Below are 19988 nucleotides of genomic sequence, written 5' to 3' on the forward strand. Positions count from 1 at the left end.
TGGCCACTAGGTTTATCTATGAAAATAAATAAAATATGCCTTAGCCTATTATTATCATTAGGCTATATAACAATATCGTTTTCTGAGCCAGAAACATATTTTGACCCAGAATTTTTAGAATTACCAAATAAAGATACCATTGATTTAAGCCAATTTGAACGCAACGAGCAATTACCTGGTCAATATTATGTTGATATTTATATTAATAACAGTTTAATTGGTTCAAGAAATATTGTTTTTTTTACTAACACGAATAAAAAATTAGAACCCTGCCTATCACTCAGTGACTTAAAAGATATTGGTGTAAAAATAAATGACTATCCCAAACTAGAAGTTACGGGCAGCCAATGTATCAATTTATCGACGATACCCGATGCTAAAAGTGAGTTTGAATTTAACTCTCAACGTCTATATTTAAGTATTCCACAAATTGCCTTAAATATTAATCCAAGAGGATATGTTGACTTAGCAGCGATAGATGATGGAGTGAACGCTCTGTTACTCAATTACAGTTATAACGGATCACGTAATACTGATCGTAATCATACTAAAAACAGTACTACATCAAACTTTGTTAACTTACGTCCAGGGCTGAATATTGGCGCATGGCGTTTACGTAATTATTCAACTTGGTCGAATAGTAGTGGGCAACCAAATAAATGGGATACTGTATACACTTATTTGACTCGCAATATTAATATGCTCAAAAGTCAATTAACTTTTGGTGATAGCTCATCGCCTTCCATCATTTTTGATAGTGTACCATTTCGAGGAGCACAACTGGTCACAGATGATGATATGTATCCAGAGAGCTTACGCGGATATGCTCCTATTGTTCGTGGAATTGCCCGAAGCAATGCTCAAATCACTATCCGCCAAAATGGTTACACCATTTACCAATCAGATGTTGCAGCGGGTCCTTTTGAAATAACTGATCTCTACGCAACAGGAAGCAGTGGTGACTTACATGTAACTATCAAAGAGGCCAATGGTAGCGAACAATATCAAATTATTCCTTTTGCTTCTCTTCCCGTATTACAACGTGAAGGATATTTTTCCTATAATGTGACAGGGGGTCAGTATCGTAGTTATGACCGCAGTGTTGATAAAAAACCCTTTGGTCAGCTCACCCTCACTTATGGCCTACCTTATGGCATAACCTTATATGGTGGTAGCCAAATAAGTAATAAATATCAAGCCTATTCTATTGGCTCAGGACAAAATTTAGGTCGCTTTGGTGCTCTTTCCATTGATATCACTCAAGCGAGCTCTACACTCAGTCATGGAGAAAAAGCTAATGGACAATCTTATCGTTTTCGTTATAACAAAAATCTGAATGATATTGGCACTAACATCGCATTAGCAGGTTATCGTTATTCAACTAAAGGGTTCTACAGCTTAGCTGAAGTATTCGATAGTTACAGAGACACAAACTATACCCCTATGAATGAAAGGCGTCGCAACCGTGGAGAAATTACGCTAAGCCAAAGCTTAGGAGATGATTTCGGTTCCCTATCTGTCGGATTTGTGAGTGAAGATTATTGGAATAGTGGCCGCAAAACACAGTCAACCATTATTGGTTACAGTAATAGTTGGCAAGGTGTTAGTTATGGTTTGAATTATAGTTATAACAAAAATACTAATAATAATAATAGTAGTGGTATTAATAGTAATGACCATCAAATTGCTTTTAATATCAATATTCCATTTAGTTTATTTGACGATTCTTTCTACTATAACTTTAATAGCACAAATACCAACGATGGCAATTCATCTGCCAGTATGGGTATTTCAGCCTCACAAATGAATAACCGCCTTAACTGGAGTATCCAACAAAACATACCAACTAAAGATTCTAATGCTGCCGGTAATATAAATGCTAACTATAAAGGGCAGTATGGGCAAATTTCAGGGGGAAGCAGTTATAGCACCAATAATTACAATTTTTACTATGGTGCAAATGGTAGCTTAGTCGCACACGCTGGCGGTATAGTCCTTGGACAACAACTCGGTGAAACTGCCGCTTTAGTTGAAGTACCAAATGCGGAGAATGTACCTATTTTAAACCAATCAGGTGTAATTACGAATAGCCAAGGCTATGCATTAGTACCCTATATGAGTGCTTACCGCAGTAATGGTATTCAAATTGACACATCGAAATTACCCGATGATACAGAAATGGAACTAACTAGCCAAACTGTCGCACCAAGCCGTGGAGCACTGGCAAAAGCTAGTTTTAATGCCAATGTTGGCTATCGCGTTATGATGACGTTACGCTTTGCCGATGGTAAACAATTGCCATTTGGTGCACAGGCCATATTCCAAAATAATAGCCAACTCAATGCCATGGTGAGTAATAACGGGGAAATTTACCTATCAGGAATGCCTGAAGAAGGTACGTTCATCATTCAATATAACGATAAACAACAATGCAGTGTGACATATAATTTGGCTAATCTACCGAACTATATTGGCTTATATAAAACCAATGCTATTTGCCAATAAAAGGAAAATAATAATGAAAAAATCACTAATTAATATTTTAGTCATAATAAGCTACGGAGTTGCTTATTCAAAATATGCAGAGGCAACTTGTACACAAAACCCAGCATTTAAGAATGTTATAAGCGACGTACCAACGACTACGTACAATATAAATTATACTGACATGACTGTGAGAGAACTAGGACAAATCGCTACAGATGTCTATGTAACAACATCGCCTAGTTATTCTTCATATGACCCTTCGACTACTGATAATTGTGGCACAGCTCACATATATTATAATTTTATAAATGGATGGAATACTAATAATAATAATTCGGGAATCCAAGGAATAACTATTAGTGCAGTAAGCTCAAATGGCTCTTTAGTCCCTTATCATCAACAAACTCCCTTTGTAGCCAACCAACCCCCTTTTAATTTTAGAGGCAATCGAAAATGGATATTAACTATAAAAAAAACAGGACAAGTAAAGCAATCTGGGTATATAAAATCCGGATATGTTGCCGAAATGATTCAAACCAATACAAATCCAAAACCAGAAACATGGTATTTAGGTAAATTAAATATCCCTGAAAATGCAATAAGAATAAATGTTATTAGTTGCTCTATAAAAGATGGAATATCATCCTACGATGTGACTATGGGAGACTGGTATGATACTCAGTTTACAACCATCGGCTCTACAAATGGCTTAATTAATATCCCCATTACTTTGACATGTATCCCTGGAATGAATATTAAAGCTAAAGTAACTGGCTTATCTGAAGGAGCTAATAATATTTTAAGTCTCAATGGCTCTGATAAAGCAACGGGTATTGGTATCCAAATATTGGATAAAAATAATATTCCAGTCATTTTTGAACAGGATATTGATATTCAAAATAAAGTACCTAATGGAGACTATATGTTTAACTGGAAAGCTCGCTATATTAAAACGGCAACTAATATAACACCAGGTACTGCAAATGCTACTGCCAGCGTAAACATTCGCTATGAATAAGGTTATTCTATGAAAAAACCAACATTAATTTTATTTATTTTAAATATACTAGCAATACCAGCACATACAGCAGATTTGGTATCCTTAAATTTTAAAGGTAATATTAAAGCAGCTAGTTGTAATTTATCTACTCCCGATGATATTGATATAAACTTAAATAATATTTCTATGGGAGTTTTTTATAATACAAATAGTGCATCTAATTGGAACCCTTTTAATATCGAATTAAAAGATTGTTCATCTTATATTAAGCAAATTAATATTACATTCACAGGTACGGCTGATAATGCAGATATAAATAGTCTCTATAAGAATCAAGGCACAGCAACTAATATCGCCATTCAGTTACAAAGTATTAATGACACTGTCATGTTAGGCAACAATAAAACATTAACAATACCGACCAATGGAAAATCTCTTGTCACTATACCTTTACAGACTAGAGCATTTTCTGTATTGGGTAACGGTACTGCTGGAACATTATCTGCCAATATTACAGCCACTATTACTTATTTATAGAGAAGATCACGATGAATAAAATTATCCTCTGTATTGCATTCATATTATTTACCCTTTCCTCTATGGCCGAGTCGATAAATATTAATGTGCATGGCAATGTAGTGACCATGCCTTGTAAAATAGAACAAAATAGTTATTTAGTTGATTTTAAAAAAATTAACTTATGGAATTATCGGGATCCGGCCCAAACTCCATGGATAGATTTTTCAATAAAACTCATAGAGTGCCCAACCACGACTAAAACTGCTAAGTTTATTATCAGTGGTACTCCTGATAACACTGATAATAACTACTTTATTAATACAGGATCATCGATAGGAAGTGTTTTACAACTTGTACAAAAAGATAATAAAAAAGTCATCAAAAATGGAACTGAGTTAGATCTTACAGTAAATAGTTCTACCAATAGTGTTGATGTACCTTTATCGGCACGAATTATAGCGTATGGTCCAAAATTAGAACCAGGAACATTCAGAAGTCATGTTGAGTTTACTGTCATTTATCCTTAATTATTAAATAAATAATAATTATCAAATATAGATAATCGATAAAATACTTTATGAACTTTATTATTTACACTGTTTTACTTAAAAGCCCATTACCAACAATATTTATTTTTAATTCATTCATATATATTGTATTGAGCTTTGTTTTTCACTATTTAGTATCATTATTTAATGAAATCCTCATATAACCAATTATTTTCAATAAGTTAGAATTAAAAGAAATATATATACCTCTAAGGAGTAGGCAATGAATAATGACTATACTATTTCTGAAATCATAGGTAATAAAATAAAATTATTACGCAAAGAAAAAGGGTTATCACTAACTCATGTTGCAAAAATTATTGGAATTAGTGAACAACAACAACTTCGCTATGAACGAGGTACAAATCGTATATCAATAGATAGATTGAAGCAATATTCTGATTTCTTTAACAAAAATATAATCTATTTTTTTAATTTCAATGATTTTGAAAAAAAAGAAATAGAAAACCATAAAATTAATAACAAAAATAAAGGTGATTAATATGAATTATTATATATCCAAGATTATTGGCGCAAGAATTCGAACTCAACGTAAAAACAAAAAAATGAGTATTCAACAACTTAGTAAATTATTAGGAATTAGCCAACAACATCAATCACGCCATGAACTAGGCGATATACGCATTCATGTAGACACACTATATGCTGTTGCTGAAATTTTTAATATTGATATTAATGATCTTATGTGTGATTTCACTGAGAAATCCAATACAGAAGGAAACATATGTAAAAATTCGCTTAAACATCAGCTTCAAGCAGAGTTGCTATTATCGCCTGACCAAATAGTTAATTATCGAAAAACGATCTAGTTATATTTACTTAGTTAATGTGTTTGCTAATGTTTTAATAAGTGCAGATATTCTACAGTCATAAAATGACAATTAAGATAATATAAAAATCTTTCCAACAAAATCTAACCTGATATGAAAAATCCTGAATAAATATTCATATTATACATCATCGAAAAATGTCAAACGACCTATTTTGATGATGTATATTGGAGGCTCTATTTTAGATTAATAAAATAAGAATATACATATTAGACAATATAGACAAAAGAAAATAAAAGCGTGTGAATTTAAAATCTAAAAAATCACCATATACGAGATAAATAAACACTTAAAATCACCATGCAATTATTAATAGTTTATTATCGTTATTTAACTTAAACAATCACCTCCCCGAAAAACCAAAATATAAATTATCATCTAACTCCTACTTAATTTTAACTCATAATGTGTTTAATAAAATTATAATATAATTATTAAATTTAATTTTCTTATATTAAACCAATTTCCTCCTGACTTGTTTATTTATAAAAATAGAATCAAAATACACTCCAGTTGAGTAAGTGATTATTCGCACAACTCAATATAATTAAATAAAAACCTTTTTGGAGAGAATTGAATGAAAAAGAACTTACTTGCATCATTAATTGCTGCAACATCTATTTTTGCTGTTAGTAATGTATTTGCAGCGGATGGTACTATCGACTTTACAGGGGAAATCACAGATCAAGCTTGTGAATTAGCAGCAGGCTCAGATGCTTTAAAAGTTAACTTAGGTAAAGTATCCAAAAAAGCACTACCAACTGCGGGAAGTACTGCTGCGGCAACTAAATTCACAATTAAATTAATTAATTGCCCAAGCACCGTTACAGCAGCATCAGTTAAATTTGATGCTGACTCTTATTTAGGTGATGACTCTGTCATTAAAATAAAACAGGATACTGGTGCAGCTACAGGTGTAGGGATCCAGATTACTGATGACGTAAATACTGTCGTACCATTATTTACAGCGTCTAAGACTTATCCACTCAAAGAAAATGTAGAAAATAATTTAGATTTCAGAGCGCGTTATATTGCTAAGACAGATGCAGTCACTGTTGGTCCTGCTAATGGTTCTGCAACATTTACAATTAATTATAACTAAATAATTCATAAGGTTTAAATGGAATTAAACCTTATTTCATATATTTACTGGTGGTGATATGAAACACATTGTCTATTTTTTTATCTCTTTATTGATAGTTATCAATACAGCTCATGCAGGTGTGATCATTGGTGGAACACGTGTTATTTATAACGAAGGCAATAAAGATGTCAGTATTAGTGTTGAAAATCCAGATAAAATCCCTTATTTAATTCAATCGTGGATAGACGGAATTGATGAAAAAAAACAATCGGATTTCACCATAACACCTCCGTTATTTCGTCTCAATGCAGATAAAACTAATGCGCTTAGAATATTTCTAACTGAGAATAAATTACCTAAAGATAGAGAGTCATTATTCTGGCTAAACATAAAGACAATACCAGCCACTGAAAGAACTGAAAACTCGCTACAAATTGCCTTTAAAACACAAATGAAATTAATTTATCGACCAACATCAATAAAAGACGTTAATTTCGTTGAAGAACAAAAAAAATTAAGTTGGTCTAAATCGGGAAATAAAATTATCGTTAAAAACCCGACACCCTATTACATGAATTTCCAAAGTATTACATTTAACGGTAAGAAAGCGATTGATATCTCCTATGCGGCTCCATTCTCTACTGCATCATTTGAAATTAATGATACAGCAAGTAATGGTACCGTTAAATGGGAAGTTATTAATGATTATGGTGCGGCATCAGATGCATCGGAAATTAAAATATAGTCTTTATAAACCTAGGCTTTTCTATGAAAACAAATAAAATATGTCTTAGCCTACTTTTATATTTAGGCTATACGGCATCCACTTACGCAGAAAACCTTCCAATTAATAATAAAATGGAAAGTAATACGTATTTTGATCCTGATTTTTTAGAGTTACCAAATAAAGACTCAGTTGATTTAAGCCAATTTGAAAACAATGAACAATTACCTGGAAATTACTACGTTGATATTTACATCAACACAAATTTAATTGGTGCAACAAATCTTAAATTTAATAAGGGTAACAATAACGAATTGACACCTTGTCTATCAATTGCTGATTTAAAAAGCTTTGATATTAAAATCGCTGATTATCCTGAACTACAAAATACTCAAAATGGCTGTGCCAATTTATCGGCGATTCCAGATGTAAAAAGTGTATTTGAATTTGATTCACAGCGCCTTTATTTAAGTGTTCCACAAATTGCATTAACAAAAAATCCAAGGGGTTATGTTGACTTAGCCGATATTGATAATGGTATTAATGCATTACTGCTTAATTATAGCTATAGCGGTTCAAAAAACTATAACCGTAAAAAAGGCGGAACTGATACAAACTCGAACTATGTCAATTTAAGACCGGGTTTAAATATCGGCGCATGGCGTTTACGTAACTACACTACATGGTCAAATAGTGATAATCAAACCAATAAATGGGATACCGTTTATACCTATGCCTCACGTGGAATAAACAGCATCAAAAGTCAGTTAACGTTAGGGGATAGTGTTTCCCCCTCACAAGTATTTGACAGTGTGCCTTTTCGAGGTGCTCAACTGGCGACAGATGATGATATGTACCCAGAAAGTTTGCGCGGTTATGCCCCAGTAGTACGCGGAATTGCACGCAGTAACGCACAAATTACCATACGTCAAAATGGTTATACCATCTACCAAACCGATGTAGCCGCAGGTCCGTTTGAAATTAATGACTTGTATCCAACTGGGGGAAGTGGTGACTTACATGTCACAATAAAAGAGTCAAACGGCAGCGAACAGGTACAGATTGTTCCCTTTGCCTCACTTCCTGTTTTACAACGTGAAGGTTATTTGTCTTATAGCGCAACTGGTGGGCAATATCGCTCTTATGATAGCCATGTGGATAGAACTCATTTTGCCCAATTCACACTTATCTATGGTTTACCTTATGGCATTACGGCTTATGGTGGGAGCCAAGTCAGTGAAGATTATCAATCCTACTCTATCGGGACAGGACAAAACCTTGGTCGTTTTGGTGCAATATCTATTGATATTACTCATGCAGATTCTAAATTGCGTGAAGACCAGAAAGAAAGTGGGCAATCATACCGTTTTCGTTATAACAAAAATTTAAATGATATCGGCACTAACATCGCATTAGCGGGTTATCGTTATTCAACTAAAGGCTTCTATAGTTTATCCGAGGTGTTTGATGGTTTTCGAGATACTGACTACACCCCTGAAATTGAGCGTCGTCGTAATCGTGGAGAAATAACCTTAAGCCAAAACTTGGGTGAAAGTTTCGGTTCAATTTCAGTTGGTTATATCAATGAAGACTATTGGAACAGTGATAGAAAAACACAATCTGCCACGCTAGGTTATAACAATAGCTGGCAAGGTATTAGCTATAGTTTGAATTATACCTATAACAAAAACACGAATAATTATTCTTACTCATCGGACAGTAAAAATAAAAGTGAAGATGACCACCAGTTCGCATTTTCAGTCAACGTACCATTTACTGTATTCGACGATACTTTTTACTATAACTTCAATAGCAATAGTAGCAGCAACAATTCAAGCACAGGCAGCATGGGGGTATCCGCATCCCAATTGAACAATCGCTTAAACTGGAGCATGCAGCAAGGATTTACCAATAAAGACAGTGGCACATCAGGTAATATGAACGCCTCCTATAAAGGTCAATATGGTGAAATATCTGGAGGCAGTGGTTACAGCACAGATAGCTATAATCTTTATTATGGTGCAAACGGTAGCTTAGTCGCTCACTCAGGTGGATTGGTATTAGGCCAGCAACTTGGTGAAACCTCGGCTATTGTTGAGATTCCTAACGCTGGCGATGTCCCTATTATGAATCAAGCCGGTGTGGTGACCAATAATCAAGGCTATGCGCTAGTGCCGTATGTCAGTGCCTACCGTAAAAACACCATTGATATTGATACCTCTGCGCTACCAAATGACACTGAAATGGACTTAACCAGCCAAAGCGTTTCACCAAGCCGTGGCGCTATCGTGAAAGCAAACTTTGCCGCCAATGTGGGCTATCGTGCCATTATGGTGCTTACTTTCACTGACGGTAAACCGGTACCTTTTGGCGCACAAGCAATATTCAACGGTGAGAGTCAGTTAAATGGCATGGTCGGTAATGACGGTGAATTGTATTTATCTGGCTTAGCAGAAAATGGAAATTTTATTATTCAATATAATGATAAGCAGCGATGCCAAGTAAATTATAACTTAGCGGGTTTATCTAATTATATGGGCTTATATAAAACGACTGCGGTTTGCCAGTAATAGGATAATAGTGATGAAAAATTCAATTTATAAATTAGCCGTAGCTATAGGGTATATGCTTTTATATTCAGAGCATGCAATCTCAGCATGCATCCAAAGCCCTAGCTTCAATAATGTTCAAGCATATGTGCCTGCTAGAACCTTCACATTACAATATGATGATACAGGCCAACGAGATCTCGAAACAATATCTATTCGATACTTAAATGATGGAAAAACATATTCTAATAACGATGGTGACTGTGGCTACTCATATTTAATAGGTAATTATGTTAATAGTTGGGTACCAAATGCATCTAAAGTCGCACCAACTAATATAGCAGGTATAGGTATTTCTGTTAGCACAGCGGCTATAGGTAGCTTTAACTCAACATTTGGACCAAGTAACCCAGGTAGTTATGCTTGGGGAATATCGGATACTGTCTGGCATATAACAATAAAAAAAACAGGACAAGTAACAACATCGGATTCTATACGTTCAGGAATGATAGCAAGATTGACTCAAACTAATACTACACCTAATAGTACTTGGTATTTAACCGCATTGAATATGCCAGCTAATGCGATAAAAATAAATGTACTTAGCTGTTCATTAAAAAGCAATCAATCAACTTATAACGTCAATATGGGCGATTGGTATGACACTCAATTTAATAACATCGGTGATACTAGTGACATGGTTAATATTCCAATCACACTAACATGTAAAGCTGGAACAAATATTAAAACAACTATTACAAGTAGTGGTGGATATGTTGATGCTGCAACAGGAAAACTTGCACTTTCTAGTATAAATAAAGCGACAGGCGTTGCAATTCAATTATTAGATAAGAATAATCTACCTATTAAACTAAATACCAAAAATAGTCTGCAAAATAGCGTTCCTGAAGGTGACTATATGTTTGATTGGAAAGCCCGTTATATAAAGACAGAAAATCAGATCACTCCAGGTACCGCTAATGCAACAGCAACTGTTAATATTCGCTATGAGTAGGAATAAAAAATGAAAATAACATATAAAGCTTTAATTTTACTCAATAGCTTGATTGTAAGCTCTAATTTATACTCTGCTGATAATATCACTTTAAATTTCACTGGAAATATTAAAGCATCAACCTGTAATTTAGTGGGCGGAGATAATATTGATATTGACTTAAATAAAATATCAGCCGGTGTACTAAGTAACGCAGGTTCTGGCTCTGTATGGAAGACCTTTGATATTAGTTTAAATAACTGCTCTCCCTATATCAATCAAGTAAAACTAACCTTTACTGGTACAGTGGATACAGCTGACGCGAATAGTTTATATAAAAATCAAGGTACTGCAAAAAACCTTGCTATCCAGCTACAAAATGGGAACGGAACAACCGCTTTAGGGCACCAGAAAATATTACAAGTTCCATTGAATGGACAAACAAGCATCAATATTCCATTAAGAACAAGAGCATTTAGCTCGCTAGGTAATGCGACCCCAGGTACCGTTTTAGCTAACATCACTGCAACGATTACCTATCTATAAAATGAGAAAATGATATGAAAAACCTTATACTATTATTATCATTAATCAGCTGCTCACTATTTAACATTGGGCAAGCTGCAAATATCAAGGTTCATGGTATCGTTACTGCAATGCCTTGCGAACTAGAGAAAACTAATTATTTAATTGATTTAAATAGAATAAACATATGGAATATCAAGGATACACAGAAATCACCCTGGGTAAATTTTTCAGTTAAACTCAAAAATTGTCCCATAGGAACGAGCCAAACAGTAATGACAATATCAGGTATATCGGATCCTATCGCACCTGAATATTTTATTAACAACGGTACCGCTAAAAATGTGGCTCTAAATCTAGCAAGTACGGCAAATAAATTGACCATCAAGAATGGTGATTCAATTACAGCTGCAGTTAATACTCAAAATCGCAGTGTTGAAATACCATTATCGGCTAGAGTATCTGGCTATGGTGGAGGAATGCTCCCTGGAAGTTTTAGAAGTCATTTAGAATTTACGTTTATCTATCAATGATAGTGAATATTTTGTTATAAACTTAGCTTTAATTAGAACAGTTTTTTAGTAATAGATATATCGATTGAAATATCATCAATATATGACATTACTTATTATTGATAAACATATAACACTCTAGTTAAAAAACTAAATATTCTAGCTTAATATTCAAGAGTCATTTTTTGAAATTTGAGTTTAGTTACCAATGATCAATTAAATTTATTAATACTAAAATATTTCCAGTATTAAACTAGCTCATTTCTACTCGAAAAATATATAGCTGGAATTTATAATAAAGGATAAAAATGAAAAAAATTAAACATATTATTATTGGGTGTATATTTTCTTATCCAATTTATACACAGGCTGCTTGTACCCAAAACCCGAACCTACGCAACGTCATCGTGGATGTTCCGGCACGAACTTTTGCTCTTCAATATGATGATACCGGAGCAAGAGATTTAGCAACAATTCAGGTTAATTTTAAAGGATCATCAGTTAATACCTTTTCAGGTAACAATGGCCAATGTGGCAATGCATATTTATATGCAGATTACGTCAATGGCTGGGTTCCCAACGGAAATAAAATTGCCGCTAGTAATATACCGGGTATTAGTATTCAGGTAAAAGCAACAGAAATTGGTTATCTGAATACTAACTATGGTCCACCAACCGCGGCTAATCCACTAGCTTGGAGATTACCCAATCCTTATTGGACAATAACAATCAAGAAAACAGGTCAAGTAACGCAACCTGGTAATTTAAAAGCTGGCCATGTTGGTAGACTAACACAGAGGAATCCAGCACCTCATAACAGTACATGGAATTTGACATCTTTGAATATCCCAGCGAATGCAATAAAAATCAATGTATTAAAATGTTCAATAAAAGCCAGTAGTTATAATGTCAATTTAGGTACTTGGTATGATACTCAGTTTCAGAATATTGGTAGTGTTAGTAACAGCGTCAATATACCTATTACCTTAAGTTGTGCTGCAGGAACAAATCTTAACGTAACAGTCACGAGCAGTGCTGGATATATTGATGTCAACACCGGAAAAATTAAATTATCGACGCAAAGCCAAGCATCGGGGGTGGGCATCCAATTATTGGATAGAAACAATAATCCAATAAAGTTAAATTCTAAATTTACCTTACAGAATAATGTTGCAAATGGGGACTATATGTTTAATTGGAAGGCAAGATATATTAAAACAGCTAATGGAATCACAGCCGGAAGTGCAAACTCAACTGCATCAGTAAATATAAGATATGAATAAAAAATCAAAAAAAGACTTAAAAATAATAAATTAAATATTTAGCTAGCATGATAAAACACAATTTTTATATTACATTATTTCTGATAAGATTAAGAAAACCAAATTAATTCACTAAGTTAATATTATTTATAAAATAAAAATCATGACAAAAGAGTATGCCTATGTCTAATTATTACCTCCCGTCTAAAATAGTCGGTAATAGAATACTTTATTATCGAAAAATGAAAGGTGTGACTGCTACCGAAATATCAAAAATTATCGGAATAAGTGAACAACAACAGTCAAGATATGAACGAGGAATAAACAGAATCAACTTAGATAGGTTATTTCAATATGCAATATATTTTGAAATTTCAATACAGGACCTTTTTATAAATAATGATGAAGAGAATCTAGAAATTAAAAGTTATTTCAAAAATGCAACTTAACCATTTCTATTAATCTAGCTTTATATTGAGATTTAAATCATGAAAAAAAACATATCAAAACTTGTTGGCTTAAAAATAAGAGCATTGCGAGAAAGTCATGGAATGAGTGCTAAAACATTAAGTCTTTTATTAGGCATTAGCCAACAGCATCAATCTCGTTATGAAAATGGTGACGTTAATATACATGTCGATACGATATATCACTTATCTCAAATATTTAATATCGATCCTGTTTATTTTTTTACCGACCTCAGTACCGAAAATAAAATAACAAACGAAGCGCATTGTAAAAAAGATTATTATGCGGCTGAAGCACTTGTCTTTTAACTGTTTATCAACCTGCTTGGACATCTAAAAATGTCTATTTATTATAACCGGTGTCAGTTTCATCATGACACCGGCTTATTTCCTCTACTTTGATTCATCCAATAACCAATTCTGAAATATTACCATTGCAGGTGTCATCGGTTTGGATTTCAAACGACTTAACCAATAACCGCCCAGAGTGACGCTAATATTAAATGGTTGAACTAATAATCCAGCACTTAATTCATTTTCAAACATACAACTCGGCACTAGTGCGATACCGTTAGTCATTAACGCCGCCTCAACGATTAAACGCGATGAGTCAAATATAGGGCCTTTAACACGCCATGGCTCAATCTCTGCGGCTAAAAACCATTTCTCCCATTCATCTTTACGATAGGAACGCATAAGTTGATGTTCTTTTAAATCAATTGGGTGTTTGAGCTTATGACCCACTTTTTCTGAACATACCACCGTATGCGCCGTAGAAAATAACGAGATATTTTCTACCAATGGCCAGAGTCCTTCACCAAAACGAATAGCAAAATCAGTTCCTTCGGCAGCTAAATTGACCACGTTATTGTGGGTCATAATACGCAAATCAATGTAAGGATATAAATGAGAAAACCGCTCTAAACGCGGTAATAACCAACCAACCGCAAAAGTACCCACCACTGAAATACTTAATACCTCGTGATAGTGTCCATCTTCAAATTGCTGTAATAATGATTCAATTTGATCAAAAGAACGACTTAGTACTGGCAATAATGCGAGTCCCTCATCTGTCAGCGCTAACCCTCTCGGTAAACGAATAAATAATTCTAAACCTAATTGTTCCTCTAGTAAGCGAACCTGCTGGCTAACGGCGGCCTGCGTTACATTCAATTCAAGACCCGCACGTGTAAAATTAAGATGACGAGCCGACGCTTCAAACGCCCGCAAGCCATTAAGTGGAAGCCGGTGACGATAGTTACCTGACATAAGATTTTCTTTTACCTCATCGAATTTTATATCGTTACACATAAAAACCTAAAACACGCATACTAGCCGCCAATAACGCATTGGTAGGTGTTAACAATGTATTTTAAAGTACTTCGAAACAGCTAAATAGTGATTTCCTGTATTTAATTAGCAATAACCTAAACTTTCTCTTTGGATAAATAACCTTATGAAAACTATTTTTCGTCAAGGACGAGTATTTCTCGCCCTAAGTTTGGCTTTTACCTCAATTTCCGCTTTGGCTCTAACACAACAAGAAATGGATGAGATAATTAAACCATTAATGGAACAACAGCAGATCCCTGGCATGTCAGTCGCTGTTTCTATTGCGGGTAAACACACTATTTACCACTATGGTGTGCAATCAAAACAAACTAAAGTTCCAGTTAGTGATAACACGTTATATGAAATAGGCTCATTATCAAAAACCTTCACCGCCACACTTGCCACTTATGCACAGGGACAAGGAAAGCTCGATTTTTCACAAAAAGTTAGCCATTACATACCTGAACTGAAAAACTCGGCTTTTGATAATGTCACCGTTATGAATCTTGCAACTCATACCTCAGGGCTATCAATATTTGTACCTAATACAGTCACAAACAGCGCTGAGCTAATCCGTTATTATCAACAATGGAAACCTGAGAAAAATATCGGTCAATACCGCTCATATTCAAACTTGGGTGTTGGCTTATTAGGTATTGTGACTGCAAAACAATTAGATATGACATTTTCCGACGCCATGGAAAATCTAATGTTGCCTGCACTTGGTCTAAAACATACTTATATTCATGTACCTAAAGACCAACAAAAGAATTATTCGCAAGGTTATGATAAGAAAGATCAGCCCGTTAGAGTAACACCCGAAATATTAGATGCTGAAGCTTATGGCTTGAAATCAACAGCCCAAGATTTGATTCGCTTTCTAGATATCAATATGCAGGTGACGAAAGTGGCTAAGCCTTGGCTAGAAGCGGCTGAAGATACGCATACAGGTGTTTATTCAACGGATTCTTTCGTCCAAGATATGATGTGGGAAAGTTATCCGTGGCCGGTATCCCTTGCGCAATTGCAGCAAGGTAATAGAAATGAAATGGCGCTTGAGCCACACAAAGTAGAATTAATTCAACCCGCTCTAGCACCTGAAACCCGTGCTTACTATAATAAAACTGGTTCAACCAACGGATTTGCCACCTATGCGATGTTTATCCCCGAAAGCCAAATCGCTGTAGTGATACTTTCCAATAAATGGTATCCAATACCTGAGCGCATATCTGCCACCTATCAGATATTGGAAAAAATAGACCATTAGTTTTGAATCTTTGATTATCATGCTCTAAATAGTTTGGACTGTAGCAAGGCGGCAAGTGAAACTAATCTTTAGTCAGCATAGCCAGCACCGCTACAGTTCAAAATATGACGAGCCTTAAATAACGCGTGAAAACTGCCGCTGCCTCATCTGACTCCTCAGATAAACATCAAAACACATACAAATATTGCGGATCAATAAACGCCCTTGTGGGGTCACTTTAATACCTGCTTCGCTCAATTCAATTAATCCATCATCTGCCATCGGTTTTAACAGTTCTAAATCCTCTGCAAAATAAACTTTAAAATCGATAGGATACATCTCTTCGACCTGTGAAAAATTAAGTTGGAAATTACAAATCAACAACTTAATCACATCACGACGGATGCAATCATCATGTGTCAATGCTAATCCACGCCAGAGTGCCTGACCTTGTTGTTCTACCTGTGCATAATACGTTTTTAAATCTTTTTGGTTTTGCGCGTAGTTATCACCCAACATACTGATGGCTGAGACACCTAAACCTAATAAATCACAATCCCCTTGGGTAGTATAGCCTTGGAAATTACGATGTAATATTCCTTCACGCTGTGCAATCGCTAGCTCATCTTGTGGGCGTGCAAAGTGATCCATTCCGATAAACTGATAACCATCGGAGGTCAGTGTCGCGATAGTTTCTTGCAAAATATCAAGTTTTTGCTCTGCGGAAGGTAAATCTTCATCTTTAATTTTGCGCTGTGCAGCAAATAGATTTGGTAAATGTGCATAATTAAATACACTTAAGCGATCTGGCGATAATTCCGCGACTTTCTTCAGTGTAAAAGCAAAACTTTCTGGTGTTTGTTTCGGTAAACCATAAATCAAATCAATACTTGTAGAGGTAAAACCGGTTTCTTTTGCTCGCTTGATTAAAGCAAAAATAAAGTCTTCATCTTGTTCGCGGTTGACGAGACGTTGTACTTCTTTATTAAAGTCCTGCACACCCATGCTTAAACGATTAAACCCTTCATGACGTAAATGGTCAATCATGTCTAATTCAATTTCACGAGGGTCGATTTCAATCGACATTTCCACATCATCAGCAAAATGGAAATGTGTTTTTAACAAAGCGACTAAATGACTGACTTGCGTTTTATCTAGATAGGTTGGTGTACCTCCGCCCCAATGCATTTGGCTGACGGTACGATTTTTCAATAATGCGGCTCGCTGAATAATTTCCTTTTCTATCACTTGTAAATATTCATCAGCTTTATGTTTTTGCCGAGTCACCAATTTATTACAACCACAGAAATAGCAAAGCTTATGACAAAAAGGAATATGCACATAAAGAGATAATGGGCGCTCGGGATAGCGCTCTGTCGCACTAATAAACGCTTTCTCATCATATTCTTGATTGAATTCTAAAGCCGTTGGATACGATGTATAGCGTGGCCCTGAATAATTATATTTTTGGATGAGAGAAAGATCCCAAACGATATTTTGCTCTGACATTAACATTCCTCAATTGACCAATAGCTCAAAACCAAACTTTGGATTGCGCCTTATTTAGATTTTTTATTAGGCGATATTTATAGGTGAGTAGATTATATACTCTAAATAATTCAAAAGGCAGCTAGGCGACAACACCGCAACTTTAAGTATGACGAGTATAGTATTGTTATGAAAAAGAGACTTGATGTAACATCAAAGAAAAGTAGTTTAGGGGAAAATAGGCATTATTTCCCCTCGTGTAAAACGAGAGGAAACATTAAAGGAGGATTATTTACTTTTTAAGATGCGCATAATGTCATCTAGTTTGTCTTCTTCCTCTTCGTTTTCTTCTTCATCGCTAAACTCAATACCCAACTGCTTCATCAGCTCATCGATACGATCTAAACAAGTATCAATATATTTTTGCTCTTTTTCAGTTATCGTTTCACCATCTTCTAAACGAGCTAAAAGGCCGTCTAAGCGATCATCACTTTCTAACATCTCTAACTCTTTCTCAGGAGAGAGCTTTTCTTTCACTATTGGTTGTTTTACCACAACCGGCGCTGCCTTGGGTTGATTTCCATCGAGAATCAAAGCCACTGGTTTTTTACTGCCCAAACGTGGGTCTACCACATTATTTTGACCGTTATTTTGACCATTTGCAGGTTTGTCTTGGTTACGACTACCGGATTTGTTACCACGATGTTTTTTATCGTGCTTACGTTCACGACCTTCAGCATTCAATTCAGCGGTCGTTTTACGGTATTTTTTTTTGGTTTTACTTGTCGGTTTTTTTGGTGAATTCATGGTCTGATACCTTGATAAAGTCAGTTTCTGCTGCGGAATCTAGCAGAATCCCTCAAGCGGCGAAAGCACTGCTTTGCAATTAAAGTAGATTTTTTTTATCCGCTTGATAACTCATAACAGTACATGATTGATTATAGCGCGATTTTGCCCTAATGGGAAAAACGGCCCCAGAATTTGAGGCCGTTAAATAAAGGAGGTAATTAAGCGTCGACCAGTATCATTTTCAATAAAAATAAAATAGCCACTAAAACAACACACAAACCAAGATCACGCCAACGGCCAGTACCAATTTTCATGGCACAGTAAGCAATAAAGCCTAATGCGATACCTTCGGTAATTGAAAAGCTAAATGGCATCATCACTGCGGTAATAAATGCAGGAACAGATTCAGTCAAATCATCCCACTTCACGCGAGTTAGGCTTGATGTCATCAGCACACCAACATAAATCAACGCACCTGCGGTTGCATAAGCAGGAACCATACCGGCTAGTGGTGATATAAACATGGTCAATAAGAACAAAATGCCGACAACGACCGCAGTCAGTCCGGTACGACCGCCAACAGAAACACCTGATGAGCTTTCAATATAAGCGGTAACGGATGACGTTCCCATTGCTGAACCCGCAACGGAGCTTAAACTATCAACATATAATGCCTGCTTCATGCGAGGGAAAGTACCGCGTTCATTAGTAATCCCCGCTTTATCCGTTACACCAATCATTGTGCCAGAGGAATCAAACAGGTTAACTAACATGAAGGAAAAAATAACACCGGAGAGTGCGAGATCAAATGAGCCACTAAAATCAACTTGCCCAACAACACTAGTGATACTTGGCGGCATAGAAAAAATACCACTAAATTTCACATCGCCAAGGGCTAAACCAATCAGCGTTGTCACCGCAATAGAAACCAATACCGCAGCATGGATATTACGAGCGGCTAAGATGGCAATAATAAAAAAGCCGAGTGCGCCCAACCAAACATTGTGATGCGTTAAATTACCGATAGATACTAAAGTATCTGGGTTAGCCACGATAATACCGGAGTTTTTCAACCCCATCATGGCAATAAACAAACCAATACCACTGGTAATACCGACACGCAAACTCAGAGGAATATTAGCAATAATCCAATAACGAATACGAAATAAAGTGAGGATAAATAAACCGACGGCACCCCAAAATACAGCCCCCATCGCCACTTCCCATGAGTAGCCCATAGCACCAACAACCACAAAAGCGAAGAAGGCATTCAATCCCATCGCAGGTGCGACTGCAATAGGCAAATTAGCCAATATCCCCATAAAGATGCTACCTATCGCCGCAATTAAGCAAGTGGTAACAAAAACCGCTTTGATATCCATGCCAGCAATAGACAAAATTTGTGGGTTAACAAATACGATATATACCATCGTCAGGAAAGTCGTACAGCCTGCAACGACCTCTGTTTTCGCCGTCGTGCCGTGTTCTTGTAGCTTAAAAACACGCTGAAACAAGCTCTGTTGTGATGTCGAGCCAGAAGATTGATTACTCATTAGATGCGCCTAAAAAAAGTTTTTTTCGACTCATACTACCGTTAAAATTGAGAAAAGA

General features: G+C 35.5%; 20 protein-coding genes. 16 read left to right on the plus strand and 4 right to left on the minus strand.

Annotated elements, in window-relative coordinates:
• Positions 1-18 precede the first annotated feature (18 nt).
• From AAZR93_RS15305 to AAZR93_RS15375, 15 genes are all read left to right on the plus strand, one after another.
• Entirely contained in the window at positions 19-2505 is a 2487-nt protein-coding gene (locus AAZR93_RS15305; RefSeq protein WP_434720300.1) for a fimbria/pilus outer membrane usher protein, read from the plus strand.
• Positions 2506-2518: 13 nt separating this feature from the next.
• Positions 2519-3505 carry a fimbrial protein gene (locus AAZR93_RS15310; protein WP_434720301.1) on the plus strand — a complete coding sequence of 329 codons (987 nt, stop codon included), beginning with the start codon at positions 2519-2521 and terminating at the stop codon, positions 3503-3505.
• A 9-nt stretch (positions 3506-3514) separates the two neighbouring features.
• Complete coding sequence (locus AAZR93_RS15315) at positions 3515-4024, plus strand: fimbrial protein (protein ID WP_434720302.1); 510 nt, start codon at positions 3515-3517, stop codon at positions 4022-4024.
• An 11-nt stretch (positions 4025-4035) separates the two neighbouring features.
• Positions 4036-4533, plus strand: a complete 498-nt coding sequence (locus AAZR93_RS15320) for a fimbrial protein (protein ID WP_434720303.1) — start codon at positions 4036-4038, stop codon at positions 4531-4533.
• Between the two features lie 244 nt (positions 4534-4777).
• Positions 4778-5056 carry a helix-turn-helix domain-containing protein gene (locus tag AAZR93_RS15325; protein ID WP_434720304.1) on the plus strand — a complete coding sequence of 93 codons (279 nt, stop codon included), beginning with the start codon at positions 4778-4780 and terminating at the stop codon, positions 5054-5056.
• A gap of 1 nt (position 5057) precedes the next feature.
• Entirely contained in the window at positions 5058-5384 is a 327-nt protein-coding gene (locus AAZR93_RS15330) for a helix-turn-helix domain-containing protein (protein ID WP_434720305.1), read from the plus strand.
• Between the two features lie 598 nt (positions 5385-5982).
• Positions 5983-6507: a fimbrial protein gene (locus AAZR93_RS15335; protein WP_294107122.1), complete on the plus strand. Its 525-nt coding sequence runs from the start codon at positions 5983-5985 to the stop codon at positions 6505-6507.
• Between the two features lie 58 nt (positions 6508-6565).
• Entirely contained in the window at positions 6566-7234 is a 669-nt protein-coding gene (locus tag AAZR93_RS15340; protein WP_434720306.1) for a fimbrial biogenesis chaperone, read from the plus strand.
• Between the two features lie 23 nt (positions 7235-7257).
• Positions 7258-9783: a fimbria/pilus outer membrane usher protein gene (locus AAZR93_RS15345; RefSeq protein WP_434720307.1), complete on the plus strand. Its 2526-nt coding sequence runs from the start codon at positions 7258-7260 to the stop codon at positions 9781-9783.
• Positions 9784-9796: 13 nt separating this feature from the next.
• Positions 9797-10777 carry a fimbrial protein gene (locus AAZR93_RS15350; protein WP_434720308.1) on the plus strand — a complete coding sequence of 327 codons (981 nt, stop codon included), beginning with the start codon at positions 9797-9799 and terminating at the stop codon, positions 10775-10777.
• 9 nt (positions 10778-10786) lie between these two features.
• Positions 10787-11302 carry a fimbrial protein gene (locus AAZR93_RS15355; protein ID WP_434720309.1) on the plus strand — a complete coding sequence of 172 codons (516 nt, stop codon included), beginning with the start codon at positions 10787-10789 and terminating at the stop codon, positions 11300-11302.
• A 14-nt stretch (positions 11303-11316) separates the two neighbouring features.
• A complete protein-coding gene (locus AAZR93_RS15360) occupies positions 11317-11814 on the plus strand; it encodes a fimbrial protein (protein ID WP_434720310.1) in 498 nt (165 codons plus the stop codon).
• A gap of 287 nt (positions 11815-12101) precedes the next feature.
• On the plus strand, positions 12102-13076 hold the full coding sequence (locus AAZR93_RS15365; protein WP_434720311.1) for a fimbrial protein: 975 nt from the start codon (positions 12102-12104) through the stop codon (positions 13074-13076).
• A 161-nt stretch (positions 13077-13237) separates the two neighbouring features.
• Entirely contained in the window at positions 13238-13504 is a 267-nt protein-coding gene (locus AAZR93_RS15370) for a helix-turn-helix domain-containing protein (protein ID WP_434720312.1), read from the plus strand.
• A 39-nt stretch (positions 13505-13543) separates the two neighbouring features.
• A complete protein-coding gene (locus AAZR93_RS15375; RefSeq protein ID WP_434720313.1) occupies positions 13544-13831 on the plus strand; it encodes a helix-turn-helix domain-containing protein in 288 nt (95 codons plus the stop codon).
• Positions 13832-13915: 84 nt separating this feature from the next.
• Here AAZR93_RS15375 and AAZR93_RS15380 read toward each other — a convergent pair whose 3' ends face one another.
• Complete coding sequence (locus AAZR93_RS15380) at positions 13916-14791, minus strand: LysR substrate-binding domain-containing protein (protein ID WP_434720314.1); 876 nt, start codon at positions 14789-14791, stop codon at positions 13916-13918.
• Positions 14792-14987: 196 nt separating this feature from the next.
• Here AAZR93_RS15380 and ampC point away from each other — a divergent pair, with 196 nt between their 5' ends.
• Positions 14988-16121, plus strand: coding sequence for a class C beta-lactamase (gene ampC / locus AAZR93_RS15385; RefSeq protein WP_434720427.1), 1134 nt, complete (start codon positions 14988-14990; stop codon positions 16119-16121).
• 114 nt (positions 16122-16235) lie between these two features.
• Here ampC and hemN read toward each other — a convergent pair whose 3' ends face one another.
• From hemN to AAZR93_RS15400, 3 genes are all read right to left on the minus strand, one after another.
• Positions 16236-17609 (minus strand): oxygen-independent coproporphyrinogen III oxidase, encoded by a 1374-nt coding sequence (gene hemN / locus AAZR93_RS15390; protein ID WP_434720315.1) that lies wholly within the window; start codon positions 17607-17609, stop codon positions 16236-16238.
• A 267-nt stretch (positions 17610-17876) separates the two neighbouring features.
• A complete protein-coding gene (gene yihI / locus AAZR93_RS15395; RefSeq protein WP_434720316.1) occupies positions 17877-18395 on the minus strand; it encodes a Der GTPase-activating protein YihI in 519 nt (172 codons plus the stop codon).
• Between the two features lie 200 nt (positions 18396-18595).
• Positions 18596-19930, minus strand: coding sequence for an NCS2 family permease (locus tag AAZR93_RS15400; RefSeq protein ID WP_294107110.1), 1335 nt, complete (start codon positions 19928-19930; stop codon positions 18596-18598).
• Positions 19931-19988: the final 58 nt, after the last annotated feature.

Source organism: Providencia sp. Je.9.19 (assembly GCF_051129765.1).
Taxonomy (GTDB): domain Bacteria; phylum Pseudomonadota; class Gammaproteobacteria; order Enterobacterales; family Enterobacteriaceae; genus Providencia.

What these genes read in the sequence shown, in the direction of transcription:
- AAZR93_RS15325 (WP_434720304.1), top strand. Translation starts at nt 4,778, where the DNA reads ATGAATAATGACTATACTATTTCTGAAATCATAGGTAATAAAATAAAA.
- AAZR93_RS15400 (WP_294107110.1), bottom strand. Translation starts at nt 19,930, where the DNA reads ATGAGTAATCAATCTTCTGGCTCGACATCACAACAGAGCTTGTTTCAG.
- AAZR93_RS15350 (WP_434720308.1), top strand. Translation starts at nt 9,797, where the DNA reads ATGAAAAATTCAATTTATAAATTAGCCGTAGCTATAGGGTATATGCTT.
- AAZR93_RS15330 (WP_434720305.1), top strand. Translation starts at nt 5,058, where the DNA reads ATGAATTATTATATATCCAAGATTATTGGCGCAAGAATTCGAACTCAA.
- AAZR93_RS15375 (WP_434720313.1), top strand. Translation starts at nt 13,544, where the DNA reads ATGAAAAAAAACATATCAAAACTTGTTGGCTTAAAAATAAGAGCATTG.
- AAZR93_RS15355 (WP_434720309.1), top strand. Translation starts at nt 10,787, where the DNA reads ATGAAAATAACATATAAAGCTTTAATTTTACTCAATAGCTTGATTGTA.
- AAZR93_RS15310 (WP_434720301.1), top strand. Translation starts at nt 2,519, where the DNA reads ATGAAAAAATCACTAATTAATATTTTAGTCATAATAAGCTACGGAGTT.
- hemN (WP_434720315.1), bottom strand. Translation starts at nt 17,609, where the DNA reads ATGTCAGAGCAAAATATCGTTTGGGATCTTTCTCTCATCCAAAAATAT.
- AAZR93_RS15315 (WP_434720302.1), top strand. Translation starts at nt 3,515, where the DNA reads ATGAAAAAACCAACATTAATTTTATTTATTTTAAATATACTAGCAATA.
- AAZR93_RS15345 (WP_434720307.1), top strand. Translation starts at nt 7,258, where the DNA reads ATGAAAACAAATAAAATATGTCTTAGCCTACTTTTATATTTAGGCTAT.
- yihI (WP_434720316.1), bottom strand. Translation starts at nt 18,395, where the DNA reads ATGAATTCACCAAAAAAACCGACAAGTAAAACCAAAAAAAAATACCGT.
- AAZR93_RS15380 (WP_434720314.1), bottom strand. Translation starts at nt 14,791, where the DNA reads ATGTCAGGTAACTATCGTCACCGGCTTCCACTTAATGGCTTGCGGGCG.
- AAZR93_RS15365 (WP_434720311.1), top strand. Translation starts at nt 12,102, where the DNA reads ATGAAAAAAATTAAACATATTATTATTGGGTGTATATTTTCTTATCCA.
- AAZR93_RS15335 (WP_294107122.1), top strand. Translation starts at nt 5,983, where the DNA reads ATGAAAAAGAACTTACTTGCATCATTAATTGCTGCAACATCTATTTTT.
- AAZR93_RS15340 (WP_434720306.1), top strand. Translation starts at nt 6,566, where the DNA reads ATGAAACACATTGTCTATTTTTTTATCTCTTTATTGATAGTTATCAAT.
- AAZR93_RS15360 (WP_434720310.1), top strand. Translation starts at nt 11,317, where the DNA reads ATGAAAAACCTTATACTATTATTATCATTAATCAGCTGCTCACTATTT.
- AAZR93_RS15370 (WP_434720312.1), top strand. Translation starts at nt 13,238, where the DNA reads ATGTCTAATTATTACCTCCCGTCTAAAATAGTCGGTAATAGAATACTT.
- AAZR93_RS15305 (WP_434720300.1), top strand. Translation starts at nt 19, where the DNA reads ATGAAAATAAATAAAATATGCCTTAGCCTATTATTATCATTAGGCTAT.
- AAZR93_RS15320 (WP_434720303.1), top strand. Translation starts at nt 4,036, where the DNA reads ATGAATAAAATTATCCTCTGTATTGCATTCATATTATTTACCCTTTCC.